We start from the raw sequence: 15805 nt of genomic DNA, 5'->3' as shown, positions 1-15805 counted from the left end.
GCCCAACCCCGCCCGGCCCGGCGAAGCCCAACCCGGGGTCGAGCGTGGGACGGACGGTGCCGGTGGGGTCAGAGGGTCTGCACGGTGGCGATGCGTTCCTCAAGCTGCTCGATGGTGGCCTGGGCGCTCGGCGGGCCGCCGCAGAGCCGGCGCAACTCGGCGTGGATCTTGCCGTGCGGTTGGCCGGTGCGGTGGTGCCGGGCGGCCACCAGAGCGTTCAGCTGCCGCCGGAGCGCCACCCGGCGCTGGGCGGCACTCATTGGTGCCGGCGGCGCCGCGACGGGCGCACCGGCCGGCTGAGCGGCCCGCTCGGCGCCTCGGCGACGCTGGGCGGCGAGCTGCTCGGCCTGCCGCTTCGTCAGCAGCAGGGAGACCTGGTCGGCGGTGAGCAGGCCGGGTAGGCCGAGGTACTCCTCCTCCTCGGGGGTCCCCGCCTGGGCCGCGGTGCCGAACGACGCCCCGTCGAAGATCACCTGATCCAGCTCGGCGGTGGCGGAGAGCGCGGCGAACCGCTTCTCCAGCTCACCGCTGGCCTGATCGTCGCGCTGCGCCCGTTCCAGCAGATCGTCGTCGAAACCGTCGGATTCCTTGGGCTTGCCGAGCACGTGGTCCCGCTCGGTCTCCATCTCGCTGGCCAGCCCGAGCAGGTGCGGCACGCTGGGCAGGAAGACCGACGCGGTCTCCCCGGGCCGGCGGGCCCGGACGAACCGGCCGATCGCCTGGGCGAAGTAGAGCGGGGTGCTGGCGCTGGTGGCGTAGACCCCGACCGCGAGCCGCGGGATGTCCACCCCCTCGGACACCATTCGCACCGCGACCAGCCACCGCTGCTCCGAGGCCGCGAACGTCGCGATCCGCGCTGACGCGCCCTGGTCGTCGGAGAGCACCACGGCGGCCTTCTCGCCGGTCACCTGCTCGATCAGCTTGGCGTACGAGCGGGCGGACTGCTGGTCGGTGGCGATGATCAGACCACCGGCGTCGGCCATCCCGGCGTTGCGCAGCACGGTGAGTCGGGCGTCGGCGGCGCGCAGCACCTGGGGCATCCAGTCCCCGGCCGGGTCCAGCGCGGTACGCCACGCCTGCGCCACCAGATCCTGGGTCATCGGCTCGCCGAGCCGGGCCGCCAACTCCTCCCCCGCGTTGGTCCGCCAGCGGGTCTCCCCCGAGTACGCCAGGAAGAGCACCGGCCGGACCACGCCGTCGCGCAGGGCGTCGGAGTACCCGTACACCGAGTCGGCGCGGGACCGCAGCAGCCCGTCACCGCCGCGCTCGTAGCTGACGAACGGGATCGGGTTGTCATCGGAGCGGAACGGCGTCCCGGTGAGCATCAGCCGGCGTACGGCGGGCTCGAAGGCGGCCTTCACCCCGTCACCCCAGGTCCGGGAGTCGCCCGCGTGGTGGATCTCGTCGAGGATGACCAGGGTGCGTCGGGTCATGGTGCGCCGCCGGTGCACCTGCGGGGCCATCCCCACCTGGGCGTAGGTGATCACCGCGCCGTGGAAGTCGGCCGCGGAGTGCACGTCGGCGTTGCGGAACGCGGCGTCGAGTTGGATGCCCACCCGGGCCGCGGCCTCGGCCCACTGGTTCTTCAGGTGCTCGGTGGGGGCGACGACCGTGACCGCCTCCACTGTGCCGTCACCGAGCAGTTCGGCCGCGATCCGCAGGGCGAAGGTGGTCTTGCCGGCGCCGGGCGTGGCGACCGCCGTGAAGTCCTCACCGCGGCGGCGCAGGTACTCCACCAGGGCCTTGCGCTGCCAGGCACGTAGTGCCGGGAACGTCTCGAGCACCGGCGTCCGGGCTGCCACGCGAAGCTCCTCTCCGACCGCACGACGGCGGACCCCGGGCGAGGGCCACGAGTACCGCCGCCCATGAAAACGCCTCCGCGCAGAAGCTGCCGCGAAGGCCGACTCAGCATAACCAGCGCGGGCCCAACGGCCCAGGCGACGCCACGCTGGTCACATCCGCCACCCCCCGCCCGAGCCGTCCCGGATCGCCTCACCACTCCCGGTTGGTGCGCGGATCCGCCCCGCCGATACGCGGCGGGCGCAACGTCGCCACCGGAGCGGACCAGCGTCGGCGCAGAGCGACCAGGCGCAGCCCGAAGACCAGCACGGCGGCGGCGGTGAGCGGTACCGGTCCGGTCAGCCCGGTGACGTACAGCAGCACCACCGCGACCGATCCGACCAGGGCGGCCACCGCGTAGATCTCCCGTCGCAGCACCACCGGGATCTCGGCGGTGAGCAGGTCCCGGCCGAGCCCGCCGCCGATCGCGGTGAGCATGCCGATCAGGCACGCGCCGACCGCGGGCACCCGCGCGTCGAGTGCCTTGAGCGTGCCGGTCACGGTGAAGAGCCCGAGGCCCGCCGCGTCCAGCACCAGGACAGTGGTGCGTAGCCGGGCGAGTTGTGGGTGCAGCCAGAAGACGGCGAGCGCGGTGACCGCGGCGGTCGCCACGTACCGCCAGTCGGCGAAGGCCAGCGGCGGCACCTCGTCGATGACCAGGTCCCGGAGGATCCCGCCGCCGAGGGCGGCCACGAAGCCGACGAACGCGACGCCGAACAGGTCGAGCCGCTTGGCCACCGCGGCCGAGGCCCCGGACGCGGCGAAGACCGCCACCCCGGTCAGGTCGGCGACGAGCAGGGCGGTGGAGGTGGTCACCGCCGCAGGCTACGTCGCCGGCCGGAACGCCGGCCGCGGTTCACTCGCGGTACGAGTCGTAGATCTCCTTGCACTTGGGGCAGACCGGCGAACCCGGCTTGGCCGCCTTGGTGACCGGGAAGGTCTCCCCACAGAGCGCGACGACGAAGGTGCCCATCACGGCACTCTCGGCGATCTTCTCCTTGCGGACGTAGTGGAACATCTCGGGACCGGTGTCGGCGTCCTTCAGCTCCGGACGCTCGAGAACCTCTGTGCTCACGTCTGCACCTCCGACCGTCAAGTTTGGCAGGTCATCACGGCCGGGTCCACTTGAGGCCGGCCCGGGCCCGACCCCGTACCGTGGCCCCCCGTGACTGACTTTCGCATCAGCTACGGCACCGAGGTGGCCGACGCCCTGCGCGACGGCCGGCCCGTCGTCGCCCTGGAGAGCACCATCGTCTCGCACGGCCTGCCCCGGCCGGAGAACCTTCGGGTGGCTCGGGCGATCGAGCAGGCGGTCCGGGACGCGGGAGCGGTCCCGGCGACGATCGGCATGATCGGCGGCGAGCTGGTGGTCGGCCTGGACGACGCGCAGTTGACCCGCCTGGCCACCGTCGATGGAGTGACCAAACTCTCCGTCCGCGACCTCGCGGTGGCGGCGGCGACCGGCGCGGACGGCGCCACCACCGTGGCCGCGACCAGCGCGGTGGCCGCCGCGGCCGGGATCGGGGTGTTCGCCACCGGAGGGCTCGGTGGCGTGCACCGGGAGGCCGCGCACACCTTCGACGAGTCGGCGGATCTGATCACGCTGGCCCGGACCCCGATCGCGGTGGTCTGCGCCGGGGTCAAGTCGATCCTCGACGTGGGCGCGACGCTGGAGCGGCTGGAGACCCTCGGGGTCGCCGTCGTCGGTTACCGCACCCGCCGGTTCCCGGGCTTCTACCTGACCGACGGCGGCTTCGACCTGGACTGGTCGGTCGACTCGGCGGAGCAGGTCGCCGCCGTGCTCGCCGCCCGTGACCGGCAGGCCGTGCACGCCGGCGGCCTGATCGTCGCGAACCCGCTGCCGGTCGACGAGCAGCTCGACCCGGAACTGCACGACCGGACCCTGTCCGACGGTCTGGCCCTGCTGGAGCGGGACGGGGTGACCGGCAAGGCCGTCACCCCGTACCTGCTGGCGCACTTCCACTCGGCCACCGAGGGCGCGAGCCTGGCGGTGAACGTCCGGATCATCCTGCGCAACGCCGACCTGGCCGCGCGGATCGCGGTCGCCGCCGCCCGCGCCAGCGCCGTCCCGGCATGACCCGACCGGCCCGGGTGGTCGTCGTCGGGGACGTGATCACCGACGTGGTCGCGGTGCTGTCCGGGCCGCTCGCGGCGGGTTCGGACACCGCGGCCGACATCAGCCTCGGCGGCGGCGGCCAGGCGGCCAACACGGCCGCCTGGATCGCCGCGCAGGGGGTGGACGTCACGCTCGTCGGCGCTGTCGGCGACGACGCCGCGGGGCGCGACCGGGTGGCCGAGCTCGACCGTGCGGGTGTCGACTGCGCGATCGACCGCGTCGAGGGCGTACCGACCGGCACGGTGATCGTGCTGGCCACCGACGGCGAGCGCACCATGGTGAGCCAGCGGGGCGCGAACCTGCGGCTCGGCGTCGAGCATGTCGAGGGGGCCCTCGCGGCGGTGCCCGACGCTGGGCATCTGCACCTGTCCGCGTACACCCTGTTGGACGCCGGGTCGCGCGGCGCCGGGCTGCGGGCGCTGGCGGCCGCCCGCGAGCGCGGGCTGACCACCAGCGTCGACGCGGCCTCCGCGGCGCCGCTGCGGCGGGTCGGTGCGGCGGCGTTTCTGGGCTGGGTACGCGACGTCGACCTGCTGCTGGTCAACGCGGACGAGGCGACGGTGCTGGCCGGCGGGCTGGACCCGGCGGCGCAGGGGCGGGCGTTGTCGGCGACGGCCCGGCGGGTGGTGGTCAAACGCGGCGCTGCCGGCGCGGTCTGGGTGGACCGCACGGCCCCGGTCTGCGTGGCGCCGGCCCGGCGGGTGGCGGTGGTGGACGTCACCGGTGCGGGCGACGCCTTCGCGGCCGGTCTGCTCACCGCCTGGCTCGCCGGCGCCACCCCGACGGCCGCTCTGAACCGCGCCACCGACCTGGGTGCCCTGGCCGTCTCCACCGTCGGCGCCCGGCCGCCGCCCTGACCGCTCGACGGCTCTGACTGCTCGGACCCTGGCCCGTTTCGCGGGTCAGGGTTCGACGTCGATGACCTTGTGCGGGCGTTCCTCGGCCGTGAGGCTCATCGGCGGGGTGTCGTCGGTGTGCCGGTGGTGGAACCGGTTGGCCAGCCGGTGCTCCTCCTTCGGCGGCCGGTCGTTGGCCAGCAGCACGGCCAGCCATGGGATGAGCACCATGCCAAGGGCGCACAGCGGCAGCCAGAGCCAGAGCAGTGGGGCGTTCGCGCCGACCAGGATCGCGCCGAGAACAATGCACGCCACGCGGATGCCCATCATCAGGACATAGCGGCGCTGACGGCTGGTGAGCTGATCGTTCTGGCTGCGCGAGGCGTCGGTGATCAGAATCGGCTGGTACGCCTGACGCTTCACCATGAACCTCCTCAAGGGGATTACGACTCATCCTGTCACCGCGGAGGCTTGATCAGCGAAATTCGACTCATCGCCCCGCGTGTTACGCGCGTGGTACGCTCCGCCACGTGGGCAGCAGGTTCAGCTTCACCGACGAGGCGTTGGCCAACCTGAGGGTCTACGACGTCACGCCCGGGGAAGTCTGGGAGGCGCTGCACAGCGCCCGACGGGTGATCCGCCACCTGGGCGACGACGTGATGGTGGTCTACGCCGCCGCCCGGCGGGGCCGCCGACTGGCGGTGCTGCTCGCCGAGGCCGACGGCACCGACAACGACTGGGACATCCTCTCCGCCCGCGAGCTGAGCGACGTCGAGTCCAAGCGCTACGACGAGGCCGTGCGGAGATCTCGCCGATGAGGAGGCCGTGACGATGCACCGTAACGACGCGACCAAGCAGTTCCACAGCGGCGACGACCGGATCGCCGAGCTGATCGACGAGAGCCCGGCGGTGGACCTGCCCACCCCCGACACCGACGTGCCGATGGTGAGCCGGTCGGTCCGGCTGCCGCTCGAGACCTACGAGCGGGTGCGGGCCGCCGCCGACGCCCGGGGCATCGGGGTCACCACGCTGATGCGGCAGTGGATCGAGGCGGGCCTGGCCGACCTGGACGACTCGGCCACCGTCTCGCTCGCCGACGTCCGGCGCGCGCTGGCCTCGCTGGCCCACCCCACCGCCGCCTGAGCGACGACCCCGTCAGGTCAGCCGGCGGCCTTGGTCTTCGCCGCTGCCTTCATCTGCTGCTTGTACTCCCGCACCCGACGCAGCGAGTCGGCGTCGGTGACGTCGGCCACCGACCGGTACGCGCCGGGGTCACCGTAGCCGCCGGCCGCCTCCCGCCAGTCCTGCGGGGTCACCCCGAACCGCTTGCCGAGCAGGGCCACGAAGATCTGCGCCTTCTGCTTGCCGAAGCCGGGCAGCTCGGCCACCCGGCGGAACAGCTCCGCCCCGTCGGCGACGTCGGACCAGAGCCGGGCGGCGTCGCCGTCGTAGCGGTCCACCAGGACCTGGCACACCTCCTGCACCCGGGCCGCCATGGCCTTCGGGAACCGGTGCAGCGCGGGCGGGGTGGCGAAGAGCGCGACCAGGGCCTCCGGGTCGTACCCGGCCAGCTCCGCCGCGTCCAGCTCGTGGCCGAGCCGCTGCTCCAGCACGTACGGCGAGGAGAACGCCTTCTCCATCGGCACTTGTTGATCGAGAACCATGCCGAGGAGCCTGGCCAGCGGGCTGCGCTCCAGCAGCCGGTTGGCCTCGGGGTCGATGGGCAGCACGAGCGTCATGTCACCATCCTGCCCCGCCGCCGCCCCGGGGTGAACACCGACGCTCCGGGTTCGATCCGGCGGGTGGCGCCGACGGGGAACGCGGCGGGGGGCAGGATGGCGACGTGGACGAACACGACATGCTGCTCTCCCCTGCCGGCGTCGACGCGCTGCGCACCGCGCTGACCCGGGCCGGCTTCACCAGCAACGGCATCGCCGGCCGGCTCGGCTCGCAGGCCACCGGAGGGGTCGCGCGCAACGACTACCGGGCGGCACTGCGCGCCACCGAGGACCGCGACCCGCTCGCCACCCTGATCCGGGTGTTCATCTGCGACCAGACCGAGTCGGAGGCGACCGTGGCCGCCGCGCTGGCGCCGCTGAGCGTGGCGGAGGCGGTGGCGGGCGGGCTGGTCGAGCGGCACGGCGACGGCCTGCGCGCCGGCGTCGACCTGGAGCCGTACGGAGACGACTGGTGGGTGCTCGCCGACGTGCCGGCCAGCGCCCGACCGGGCCGACCGCTGCACTCCGAGCATGTGCTCGGCATCGGCGGGGCCACCCAGACCCTGATCGGCGCGACCGTCCGCCGGCCGGTCGGGACCGCACTGGACCTCGGCACCGGCTCCGGTGTCCAGGCCCTGCACCTGGCCACCCACGCCGACTCGGTGACCGCCACGGACCTCTCCGAGCGGGCCCTGCGCTTCGCCGCGACGACCGCCGCCCTCAACGGCCAGGACTGGGAGTTGCTGCGCGGCGACATGGTCGCGCCGGTGGCCGGCCGCCGCTTCGACCTGGTGGTGAGCAACCCGCCGTTCGTGGTCGGTCCGGGCACCACCACGCACGTCTACCGCGACTCCGGCCGGGTGGGCGACGCGATCGGCGCCGAACTGGCCGCCGCCGCCCCCGGCCTGCTCACCGAGGGCGGCACCATGCAGTACCTGGCGAACTGGGTGCACGTCGCCGGTGAGGAGTGGGAAGAGCGGGTCGCCGGCTGGTTCGCCGGTACCGGCCTGGACGCCTGGGTGATCCAGCGCGAGGTGGCCGACCCCATGGCGTACGTCAACCTGTGGCTCACCGACGTCGGCGAGAGCGCCGACCCGGAGCGGATGGCCGCCTGGCTGGACTGGTTCGACGCGCACAAGGTGGAGGCGATCGGCTTCGGCATCGTGTCGCTGCGCCGCAGCGGGCACGCCGACCCGGTGGTTCGGGTGGAGGACCTGCGCCAGCGGGTGCAGCCGCCGCTGGGCGACCAGGTCGCCGCCTGGTTCGACCGCCAGGACTTCCTGCGGGTACGCGACACCGAGGCGTTGCTCGCCGAGCGCTACCGGGCCGCCGACGGCCTTCAACTGCGGCAGGAGGCCACCATGGGCGACGAGGGCTGGGCGGTGGACCGGCAGGTTCTCGCGATGCCGCACGGCCTGCGGTGGACCGAGGAGGTCGACCCGCTGGTGCTCGCCCTGGTGGGCGGGGCCGACGGCCGGCTGCCGCTCCGTGACCAGCTCGCCCTGCTGGCCGCCGCCCACGAGGTCGAGCCGGACGAGCTGGCCGAGGCGGCCGGGCCGATCGTCGCGCACCTGGTGGAGCGGGGCCTCATCGAGCCGGTGACCGGCTGATGCGGGCGGTGGTGCAGACGGTCGGCCGGGCCAGCGTGACGGTCGACGGCGTGGTGGTCGGCGCGATCGAGGACGGGCTGCTGGTGCTGCTCGGAGTGACCCACACCGACACGGCGGAGACCGCCCGGACGATGGCGCGCAAGGTGCACGAGCTGCGGATCCTCGATGACGAGCGGTCCGCGGCCGACACCGGCGCGCCGGTCCTGGTGGTCAGCCAGTTCACCCTCTACGGCGACGCCCGCAAGGGCCGCCGTCCGACCTGGACCGCCGCCGCCCCGGCCGAGGTGGCCGAACCGTTGGTGACGGCGGTGGTCGAGGCGCTGCGCGAGCGCGGCGCCAAGGTGGAGACCGGCCGCTTCCGCGCCCACATGCTCGTCGAGAGCGTCAACGTGGGCCCCCGCACAATCCTGCTCGACCTGTGACAGGGGGTCAGGAGAAGAGGCCTCGGCGCTGAAGGGACTGGCGGAGCCAGCCGTCGAGTTCGGCGGTCCAGTCGGTGCGGTCGGCGGTGGCGTGGTCGACCGTGAAGCGGCCGAAGGCGTCCCGGCCCTCGGTGAAGACACCGCCGCGCTTGTCGACCTCCAGCACCACCTGCATCCGCTGCGGGTCGGCGATGAAGGTGACCTCCAGCTGGTTGATCGAGCGGGCGTACTGCGGGGCAGGGCTGAACTCGATCTCCTGGTAGAACGGCAGCGTCTGCCGGACGCCGTAGATGTGCCCACGCTCCACATCGGCGCGAGCGAACCGGAACCCCAGCCGCAGCAACGCGTCGAGCAGCCTCTCCTGTGCCGGCAGCGGGTGCACCGCCACCGCGTCCAGGTCACTCTTGTCGACGGCGCGGGCCACCTCCAGCTCCGTACGCAGCCCCATCGTCATGCCGTGCAGGTGCTGCCCGTACAGCTCGGTGACCGGCGTCTCCCAGGGCACGTCGAAGCGGAACGGGAGCTCGTGGCGCTGCCCGGGCTCCAGCCGGAACGCGCCGGTGACCTGCTGGCGGTGGAATTCCTGGGTGGTGTCGTAGTCGTTGTCGCCGCTCTCCACCTCGACCCGCGTGACCAGGCCCAGTGCCACGTGGTCGATGTCGACCTGGTGGTCACCGCCGACCACCTGGATGCGGCCCTCCAACTGGCCGCCGGGTCGGCAGTTCGCGTTGGCCAGCACCGTCTCGACCGACGGGCCGCCAACTCCCATCGCCTGCATGAGCCGCTTGAAGACCACGTCGTTCTCCATCTCCTGTCACGGCCGACCGTGGGTGGCCGACCGTCGGCACGGTAACCGGGGCGGGCAAGGACACCGGGGCGACACACACCGCGCCCGCGATCCGACCGGATTCCTGTCGGGTGCCCGATCGCCTCACTCCCGTTTTACGCCCCGCCCGCCAAGCTGTGTGTCACACCGGCACCACTGGGCCGGAGACACGGCACAGACGTGGACACGGGGAGAGACAGAGATGGTCCTGCAGATGACGGAAAACCGGACGCGCCCGGCCGCCAGCACCAGCACCGACGGGGGTGTCGAGGTCCTCGTCGACCTGGACGCCACCGACGAGCGCGGCATCTCCACCGACCTGGTCCGGGCCTACCTCAACGGAATCGGCCGGACGAAGCTGCTGACCGCCGCTCAGGAGGTCGACCTGGCCCGGCGGATCGAGGCCGGCCTGTTCGCCGACGAGAAGCTCGCCACCTGCACCCCTGTCTCGCCGGAGCTGCGATCCGATCTGGAGCTGATCGTCGCCGAGGGCCGGGCGGCCAAGGACCACCTGCTGGAGGCGAACCTGCGGCTGGTGGTCAGCATCGCCAAGCGCTACACCGGACGCGGGATGGCGTTTCTCGACCTGATCCAGGAGGGCAACCTCGGCCTGATCCGCGCGGTCGAGAAGTTCGACTACGCCAAGGGCTACAAGTTCTCCACGTACGCCACCTGGTGGATCCGGCAGGCGATCACGCGGGCGATGGCCGACCAGGCCCGCACCATCCGCATTCCGGTGCACATGGTCGAGCAGGTCAACCGGATGGTGCGCGCCCGCCGCGAGCTGGCGGTGACGCTGGGCCGCGAACCCAACGTCGCCGAGGTCGCCCGGGCGCTGGACATCCCCGAGTTCCAGGTCATCGAACTGATCTCGTACGACCGGGAGCCGGTCAGTCTGGACCAGGCTGTCGGCGACGACGGCGAGAGCGCGCTCGGTGACTTCGTGGCCGCGGTGGACCCGCGCGGCGAGCCGGGTGACGCGGCCGCGCAGGGCGAGCTGCGCAACGAGGTGAGCATCGTGCTGGCGACCCTGTCCCAGCGGGAGCAGGCGGTCATCCGGCTCCGGTTCGGTCTGGACGACGGCCGGCAGCGCACCCTGGACGAGGTCGGCCGGGAGTTCGGCCTGTCCCGGGAGCGGATCCGGCAGATCGAGAAGGTGACGCTGCTGAAGCTGCGCGCGCCGGAGCGGGCCCAGCGCCTGGAGGCGTACGCCTGCTGACGCACCGGTTCCCATGGAAGGCCCCGGCGGTTCGCCGGGGCCTTTCATGCTGTTCCGGTGCTTGACTGAGGGACCGATCCGCGATAGAAACCACACGGTTATAAAACCAGGAGGTTATGCGCGGTGGGCACCGAACTGTTGGACGCGACCTTCGCGGCGCTGGCCGACCCGACCCGGCGGGCCATCCTCGCCCGACTCGCGGCCGGTGAGGCGACCGTGACGGAGCTGGCAGAGCCCTTCACGATGAGCCAGCCGGCGATCTCCAAGCACCTCAAGGTGCTGGAGCGGGCGGGCCTGGTCAGCCGGGGACGGGACGCCCAGCGGCGGCCGTGCCGGCTGGAGGCCCGACCGCTGCGGGAGGCCACGGCCTGGCTCGCCGACTACCGCGACTACTGGGCGGAGAGTTACCAGCGCCTCGACGCCCTGCTCGACGAACTCCAGGCCGTCGAGCGGACCGACGCCGAGCGCCGGCACGCCCCACGGGACGGGGCCGGCGGATGACCGGCGTCGACGACCCGCTCGTCGTACACACCGTGGGCGACCGGGAGATCGTGCTGAGTCGGCTGTTCGACGCGCCGGCGCACCTGGTGTTCGCCGCCTTCACCGAGCCCACGCTGCTGGTCCGGTGGTACGGCGCGCGCGGCTGGCGGCTGGATCAGTGCGACGTCGACCTGCGGGTCGGCGGGCGGTGGCGGTTCGTGTCACTGGGCCCGGAAGGGGCCCGGATGGTCCAGGCCGGGGTCTACCGGCGGATCGAGCCACCGCACCGGCTGGTCTGCACCGAACTCTTCGACGACCAGTCCTATCCCGGCGAGACGCTGGTCAGCCACGAGTTCACCGAGCTGGCCGGCCGCACGACGGTCACCACCACACTGCGCTACGCCACCCCCCAGGGGCGGGACACCGTGCTGCGCTACCCGATGACCCGGGGCGTCGGGCAGAGCTACACACGGCTCGCCGAGGTGCTGCACACGACCATGACGGAACGAGGAGAGCAATCGTGAACTGGACGTTGGAAGTAGTGATCGTGCCGGTCACCGATCTGGACCGGGCCAAGAAGTTCTACGCCGACCAGCTGGGCTTCGCGGTGGACCACGACACGGTGATCAGCGACGACGCGCGCATCATCCAGCTGACCCCGCCCGGCTCCGGCTGCTCGATCGTGATCGGCAAGGGCGCCGTCCCGGAGATGCCGCCGGGCTCGCTCAAGGGCCTGCAACTGGTGGTGCCCGACATCGAGCGGGCCCGCGCGCAGTTGGTCGAGCGTGGTGTGGACGTCAGCGAGATCCAGGTGCTGGGCGTCAACCCGAGCCCCACGCCGCACCCGATGGACAACGTCGGCTTCGTCTTCTTCGCCGATCCGGACGGCAACAGCTGGGGCGTCCAGCAGATCTCCAGCCGCGCCTGACCGGCCACGCTCACAGGCGGCGGGGGCCGGTGTCCGGGCGGGCGACCACGCCGCCCACCCCCACCTGCGCGTGCAGGACCGAGATGCCGTCCGGGCGGGCGAGCACCGGATTGAGGACCAGCGAACGCACCCGGGGCTGCTCGTCGGCCAGCTGACCGACCCGCAGCAGCAGGTCGGCCAGGGCCGCCCGGTCGACCGGGGCGGCGCCACGGTGCCCGCGCAGCAACGGCGCCGCCCGGGGCTCGTCGACCAGCTCGGCGGCGTCGCGGTCGGTCAACGGCACCGCACGCCAGGCACGATCGCCGAGCAGCTCGGTGGCGACGCCGCCGAGACCGAAGCCGACCACCGGCCCGAACGCCGGATCCTCCACCAGCTCCACCACGCAGGCGACGCCGGGCGCGACCATCGGCTGCACCAGCACGTCCGCGCCGAAGACCGCCGCCATCTCGGCATACGCCCGGCGGACCGCCGGCTCGTCGGCCAGGTCGAGCCGGACCGCGCCGAGATCGAGCCGGTGGCGCAGGCCGGGTGCGGCGGCCTTGAGCGCCACCGGAAAACCCAACCGCGCCGCCGCGTCGGCCGCACCGTCGACCGAGTCGACCGGCTCCGACGCCACCACGTCGATGCCGTACGCGGCCAGCAGCGCGGCCGGGTCGGTGGTGTCGGCACGCACGGCGGCCTGCGCGGCAGCCCGGTCGATCCGGGGCAGCTCGGGCGCCATCCCGGGCGGTCGGCGCAGCCACTCGGCGTACCGGTGCACCCGGGCGAGGGCCCGCACCGCTTCTTCCACGCCGCCGTACGCCGGCACGCCCGCCGGCAGCCGTCCGACCAGGACGGTCGCCACGGTCGGCTTGCCCAACGCGAGAACCGCCGGCAGCGCGGCGGTGACGTCGGCGTCCACGTCGGTCAGTTGACCGGGCAGCGGCGGGGCGAAGACGACCACCAGGGCGTCCACCCGCTCGTCGCCGGCCGTCTCGGCCAGCGCGGTCGCGAACTCGGCGGCGCCGGCGCGCGGCCCGACGTCGCGCGGGTACCCGTCGACGACGGTGAGGCCCTGCCCGGCGCAGGCGCTGGCGGCCAGGCCGGTGAGTGCCGAGGAGTTGCCGACCACGCCGACCCGGCCACCGGCGGGCAGCGGCTGGTTGGCCAGCAGCACCCCCACGTCGAGCAGCTCCGGTACGGTGTCCACCCGGATCACCCCGGACTGGGCGAACAATGCGGCCACGGCCACCTCGTCCGGCCCGGCGGTGTCACCCACCCCGACCGGGCGGGCCGGCGAGGCGAGCGCCACGACCGGCTTGGCGCGGCCGATCCGCCGGGCCAGCCGGGCGAACTTGCGCGGATTACCGAAGGTCTCCAGGTACAGCATGATCACGTCCGTGCCGGGGTCGTCCTGCCAGTACTGAAGCAGGTCGTTGCCGGAGACGTCCGCGCGGTTGCCGGCCGAGACGAAGCTGGACAGCCCCAGGCCGCGCCGGTCCGCCTCGGCGAGCAGCGCCACCCCGAACGCGCCGGACTGGCTGAAGATGCCGACCCGGCCGGCCGGCGGCAGCGCCGGGGCGAGGGTGGCGTTGAGGCGTACCGCCGGGTCGGTGTTGGCCACGCCGAGACAGTTCGGGCCGACCACCCGCATCCCGGCGGCGTGCGCCGCGCGGACCAGCGACCGCTGCGCCGCCGCGCCCTCGGGGCCGGCCTCCGCGAAACCGGCGGAGATGACCACCAGGCCGTGCACCCCGGCGGCCGCCGCGTCGGCCACCACCGTGGTCGCCGCCTCCGGCGGGACCGCCACCACCGCCAGGTCCACCGGCACCCCGGCGTCGACCGCCGACTGGTACGCGGGCAGCCCCGCCACGGTCGAGGCGCTCGGGTGCACCGGCACCACCGCGCCGGTGAAGCCGCCGTCGCGCAGGTGCCCGAGCAGCGCCGCGCCGACGCCCTGGCCGGTCGCGCTCGCGCCGTAGACGGCGATGCCGCGCGGGGCGAGCAGCCGGGCGATCGAGCGCGCCTCGGTGCGGTGCTCCCGGCCGCGCTGCACCTCCAACGTCGCCTCGGTCGGCGCGATCGGGAAGGTGAGGTGCACCACCCCGTCGGCGAACTCACGCTGGACCTGGTAGCCGAAGTCGGCGAAGACCCGCAGCATCTGCCCGTTGGCCGGCAGCACCTCGGCGACGAAGCTCATGATGCCGTTGCGGCGGGCGGCGTCGGCCAGGTGCTCCATCAGCACCGAGCCGATGCCCCGGCCCTGGTAGGCGTCCTCCACCACGAAGGCGACCTCCGCCTCCGGTGCCTGCGGGCCCAGCCGTTCGTAGCGGCCGACCGCGACGATCCGGTCGCCGGCCAGCACCACGAACGCCTCCCGGTCGCGGTGGTCGACGGTGACGAAGCGGATCAGATCCCGCTCGGGGATACGCGGGTACGGCGAGAAGTAGCGCAGGTAGCGGGTGCGCTCGGAGAACCGGCCGTGCATCGCCACGATGGCCGGCGCGTCATCCGGCCCGATCGGTCGCAACTGGACGGTGCTGCCGTCGCTGAGCAGCACGTCCAACGGCTGGTCCACGGTGGTCACCGGCGCGGTCTCCCCCCGGCCCGGCTCAGTCCCGCGGATCGTGCGGGTCGAGCCCGAGCAGCGGAAAGACCGTCTTGCGGGTGGCCGCGATCGCCCGGTCCACCGCGTTCGGCTCGCCCGTCGGCTGCCACGGCTCGTACGACGGGTCCGCGTCGTCGGTCATCCGCAGCGGCACCTCCCGACCCGGACGACGGGCCGCGGCCAACTCCCGCCAGGCCGGCGGGGTGAGCGTGGCCGGGTCGACCGGATCGCCGGTGGCCACGGCCAGCAGGTGGCTCCAGGCCCGGGGCACCACCTCGACCAGCGCGTACCCGCCACCGCCGGTGGCGACCCAGCGGCCGTCGCACAGCTCGTCGGCGAGCGCCCGCAACGCCACGTAGGTGGCCCGCTGCCCGTCCACCGTCAGGTTCAGGTCGGCGAGCGGATCCAGCCGGTGCCCGTCGGCGCCGCACTGGCTGACCAACACCTGCGGCCGGAATGCGCGCAGCACCGACGGCACGATCGCGTGAAACGCCCGCTGCCAGCCCGTGTCGTCGACGCCCGGCGGCAGGGGCATGTTGACCGCGGTGCCCTGCGCGCCCGGCCCACCCGTCTCGTCCGGAAAACCGGTGCCCGGGAAGAGCGCGAGCGGGGTCTCGTGCACGCTGACCGTGAGCACCCGGGGATCGTCCCAGAAGATCTGCTGCACCCCGTCGCCGTGATGCACGTCCACGTCCACGTACGCGATCCGCTCGGCGCCCAGGTCGAGCAGGCGGGCGATGGCCACCGCCGGGTCGTTGTAGACGCAGAAGCCGGAGGCCCGGGCGGGCATCGCGTGGTGCAGGCCACCCGCCACGTTCACCGCCCGCCGGGCGTCGCCCCGCCAGACCGCCTCGGCGGCGGCCACCGTGGCGCCGGCGATCAGCGCGCTGGACTCGTGCATCCCGTCGAAGACCGGGTTGTCGGAGGTGCCCAGCCCGTACCCGGCGAAGAGCGGGTCGCGCGGCGCGGCGCGCACCGCGGCCAGGTAGGCCGGGTGGTGCACCCGGGTGAGCAGGGCGTCGTCGGCGGGCTCCGGCTTGACCAGGCGGACCCCGGGGCGGTCCAGGATGCCCAGCTCGCGGGCGAGCGCGACGGTCAACTCCACCCGGACCGGGTCGAGCGGATGGTCACCCATGTCGTAGGCGAGCAGCGACTCGTCCCACACCACCACCGTGTCGTCGGACATGGGCCCATCGTCGCACG

General features: G+C 73.5%; 18 protein-coding genes. 10 read left to right on the top strand and 8 right to left on the bottom strand.

Annotated features, from left to right (window positions below):
* Positions 1–68: 68 nt before the first annotated feature.
* From EAD89_RS04735 to EAD89_RS04725, 3 genes are all read right to left on the bottom strand, one after another.
* Positions 69–1802 (bottom strand): DEAD/DEAH box helicase, encoded by a 1734-nt coding sequence (locus tag EAD89_RS04735; RefSeq protein ID WP_121674873.1) that lies wholly within the window; start codon positions 1800–1802, stop codon positions 69–71.
* A 190-nt stretch (positions 1803–1992) separates the two neighbouring features.
* A complete protein-coding gene (locus EAD89_RS04730; RefSeq protein ID WP_121674872.1) occupies positions 1993–2655 on the bottom strand; it encodes a trimeric intracellular cation channel family protein in 663 nt (220 codons plus the stop codon).
* 40 nt (positions 2656–2695) lie between these two features.
* A complete protein-coding gene (locus EAD89_RS04725) occupies positions 2696–2914 on the bottom strand; it encodes a DUF3039 domain-containing protein (RefSeq protein ID WP_007456912.1) in 219 nt (72 codons plus the stop codon).
* A 90-nt stretch (positions 2915–3004) separates the two neighbouring features.
* On the opposite strand from EAD89_RS04725, the gene EAD89_RS04720 reads away from it, so the two are divergent.
* Complete coding sequence (locus tag EAD89_RS04720; RefSeq protein ID WP_121674871.1) at positions 3005–3937, top strand: pseudouridine-5'-phosphate glycosidase; 933 nt, start codon at positions 3005–3007, stop codon at positions 3935–3937.
* Positions 3934–4833 (top strand): carbohydrate kinase family protein, encoded by a 900-nt coding sequence (locus EAD89_RS04715; RefSeq protein WP_121674870.1) that lies wholly within the window; start codon positions 3934–3936, stop codon positions 4831–4833. Before EAD89_RS04720 ends, EAD89_RS04715 begins: the two co-directional genes overlap by 4 nt.
* Positions 4834–4878: 45 nt before the next feature.
* Here the strand turns inward: EAD89_RS04715 and EAD89_RS04710 are convergent, their stop codons facing one another.
* Complete coding sequence (locus tag EAD89_RS04710) at positions 4879–5238, bottom strand: DUF3099 domain-containing protein (RefSeq protein WP_199723435.1); 360 nt, start codon at positions 5236–5238, stop codon at positions 4879–4881.
* A gap of 104 nt (positions 5239–5342) precedes the next feature.
* Between EAD89_RS04710 and EAD89_RS04705 the strand changes: the two genes are divergently transcribed.
* Positions 5343–5630, top strand: coding sequence for a hypothetical protein (locus EAD89_RS04705; RefSeq protein ID WP_074318059.1), 288 nt, complete (start codon positions 5343–5345; stop codon positions 5628–5630).
* Between the two features lie 13 nt (positions 5631–5643).
* Positions 5644–5955: a hypothetical protein gene (locus tag EAD89_RS04700; RefSeq protein WP_074318058.1), complete on the top strand. Its 312-nt coding sequence runs from the start codon at positions 5644–5646 to the stop codon at positions 5953–5955.
* 17 nt (positions 5956–5972) lie between these two features.
* Here EAD89_RS04700 and EAD89_RS04695 read toward each other — a convergent pair whose 3' ends face one another.
* Positions 5973–6551: an HhH-GPD-type base excision DNA repair protein gene (locus EAD89_RS04695; RefSeq protein ID WP_121674869.1), complete on the bottom strand. Its 579-nt coding sequence runs from the start codon at positions 6549–6551 to the stop codon at positions 5973–5975.
* A gap of 104 nt (positions 6552–6655) precedes the next feature.
* Here EAD89_RS04695 and EAD89_RS04690 point away from each other — a divergent pair, with 104 nt between their 5' ends.
* On the top strand, positions 6656–8140 hold the full coding sequence (locus EAD89_RS04690) for a methyltransferase (RefSeq protein WP_199733413.1): 1485 nt from the start codon (positions 6656–6658) through the stop codon (positions 8138–8140).
* Positions 8140–8562 carry a D-aminoacyl-tRNA deacylase gene (gene dtd, locus EAD89_RS04685; RefSeq protein WP_121674867.1) on the top strand — a complete coding sequence of 141 codons (423 nt, stop codon included), beginning with the start codon at positions 8140–8142 and terminating at the stop codon, positions 8560–8562. Before EAD89_RS04690 ends, dtd begins: the two co-directional genes overlap by 1 nt.
* 7 nt (positions 8563–8569) lie before the next feature.
* Here the strand turns inward: dtd and EAD89_RS04680 are convergent, their stop codons facing one another.
* The gene (locus tag EAD89_RS04680) at positions 8570–9358 is read right to left on the bottom strand and encodes a sporulation protein (RefSeq protein WP_121674875.1); all 789 of its coding nucleotides are present in this window, start codon (positions 9356–9358) and stop codon (positions 8570–8572) included.
* A 232-nt stretch (positions 9359–9590) separates the two neighbouring features.
* Between EAD89_RS04680 and sigB the strand changes: the two genes are divergently transcribed.
* The 4 genes from sigB (at position 9591) to EAD89_RS04660 (ending at position 12015) form a co-directional block, all read left to right on the top strand.
* A complete protein-coding gene (gene sigB, locus EAD89_RS04675; protein WP_121654981.1) occupies positions 9591–10607 on the top strand; it encodes an RNA polymerase sigma factor SigB in 1017 nt (338 codons plus the stop codon).
* Between the two features lie 123 nt (positions 10608–10730).
* Complete coding sequence (locus tag EAD89_RS04670; RefSeq protein WP_121674866.1) at positions 10731–11108, top strand: helix-turn-helix transcriptional regulator; 378 nt, start codon at positions 10731–10733, stop codon at positions 11106–11108.
* On the top strand, positions 11105–11611 hold the full coding sequence (locus EAD89_RS04665; RefSeq protein ID WP_121674865.1) for an SRPBCC family protein: 507 nt from the start codon (positions 11105–11107) through the stop codon (positions 11609–11611). Before EAD89_RS04670 ends, EAD89_RS04665 begins: the two co-directional genes overlap by 4 nt.
* Entirely contained in the window at positions 11608–12015 is a 408-nt protein-coding gene (locus tag EAD89_RS04660; protein WP_121674864.1) for a VOC family protein, read from the top strand. The genes EAD89_RS04665 and EAD89_RS04660 overlap by 4 nt, the downstream gene beginning before the upstream one ends.
* Positions 12016–12025: 10 nt before the next feature.
* On the opposite strand, the gene EAD89_RS04655 is transcribed toward EAD89_RS04660, so the two are convergent.
* On the bottom strand, positions 12026–14581 hold the full coding sequence (locus EAD89_RS04655; RefSeq protein WP_121674863.1) for a bifunctional GNAT family N-acetyltransferase/acetate--CoA ligase family protein: 2556 nt from the start codon (positions 14579–14581) through the stop codon (positions 12026–12028).
* 25 nt (positions 14582–14606) lie between these two features.
* Positions 14607–15788 carry an acetoin utilization protein AcuC gene (locus tag EAD89_RS04650; protein WP_121674862.1) on the bottom strand — a complete coding sequence of 394 codons (1182 nt, stop codon included), beginning with the start codon at positions 15786–15788 and terminating at the stop codon, positions 14607–14609.
* Positions 15789–15805: the final 17 nt, after the last annotated feature.

It is taken from the genome of Micromonospora sp. BL4 (assembly GCF_003667505.1).
Lineage (GTDB): Bacteria > Actinomycetota > Actinomycetes > Mycobacteriales > Micromonosporaceae > Micromonospora.
Note: the sequence above shows the minus strand (reverse complement) of the source record. Positions and strands in the feature narration are given on the sequence as shown.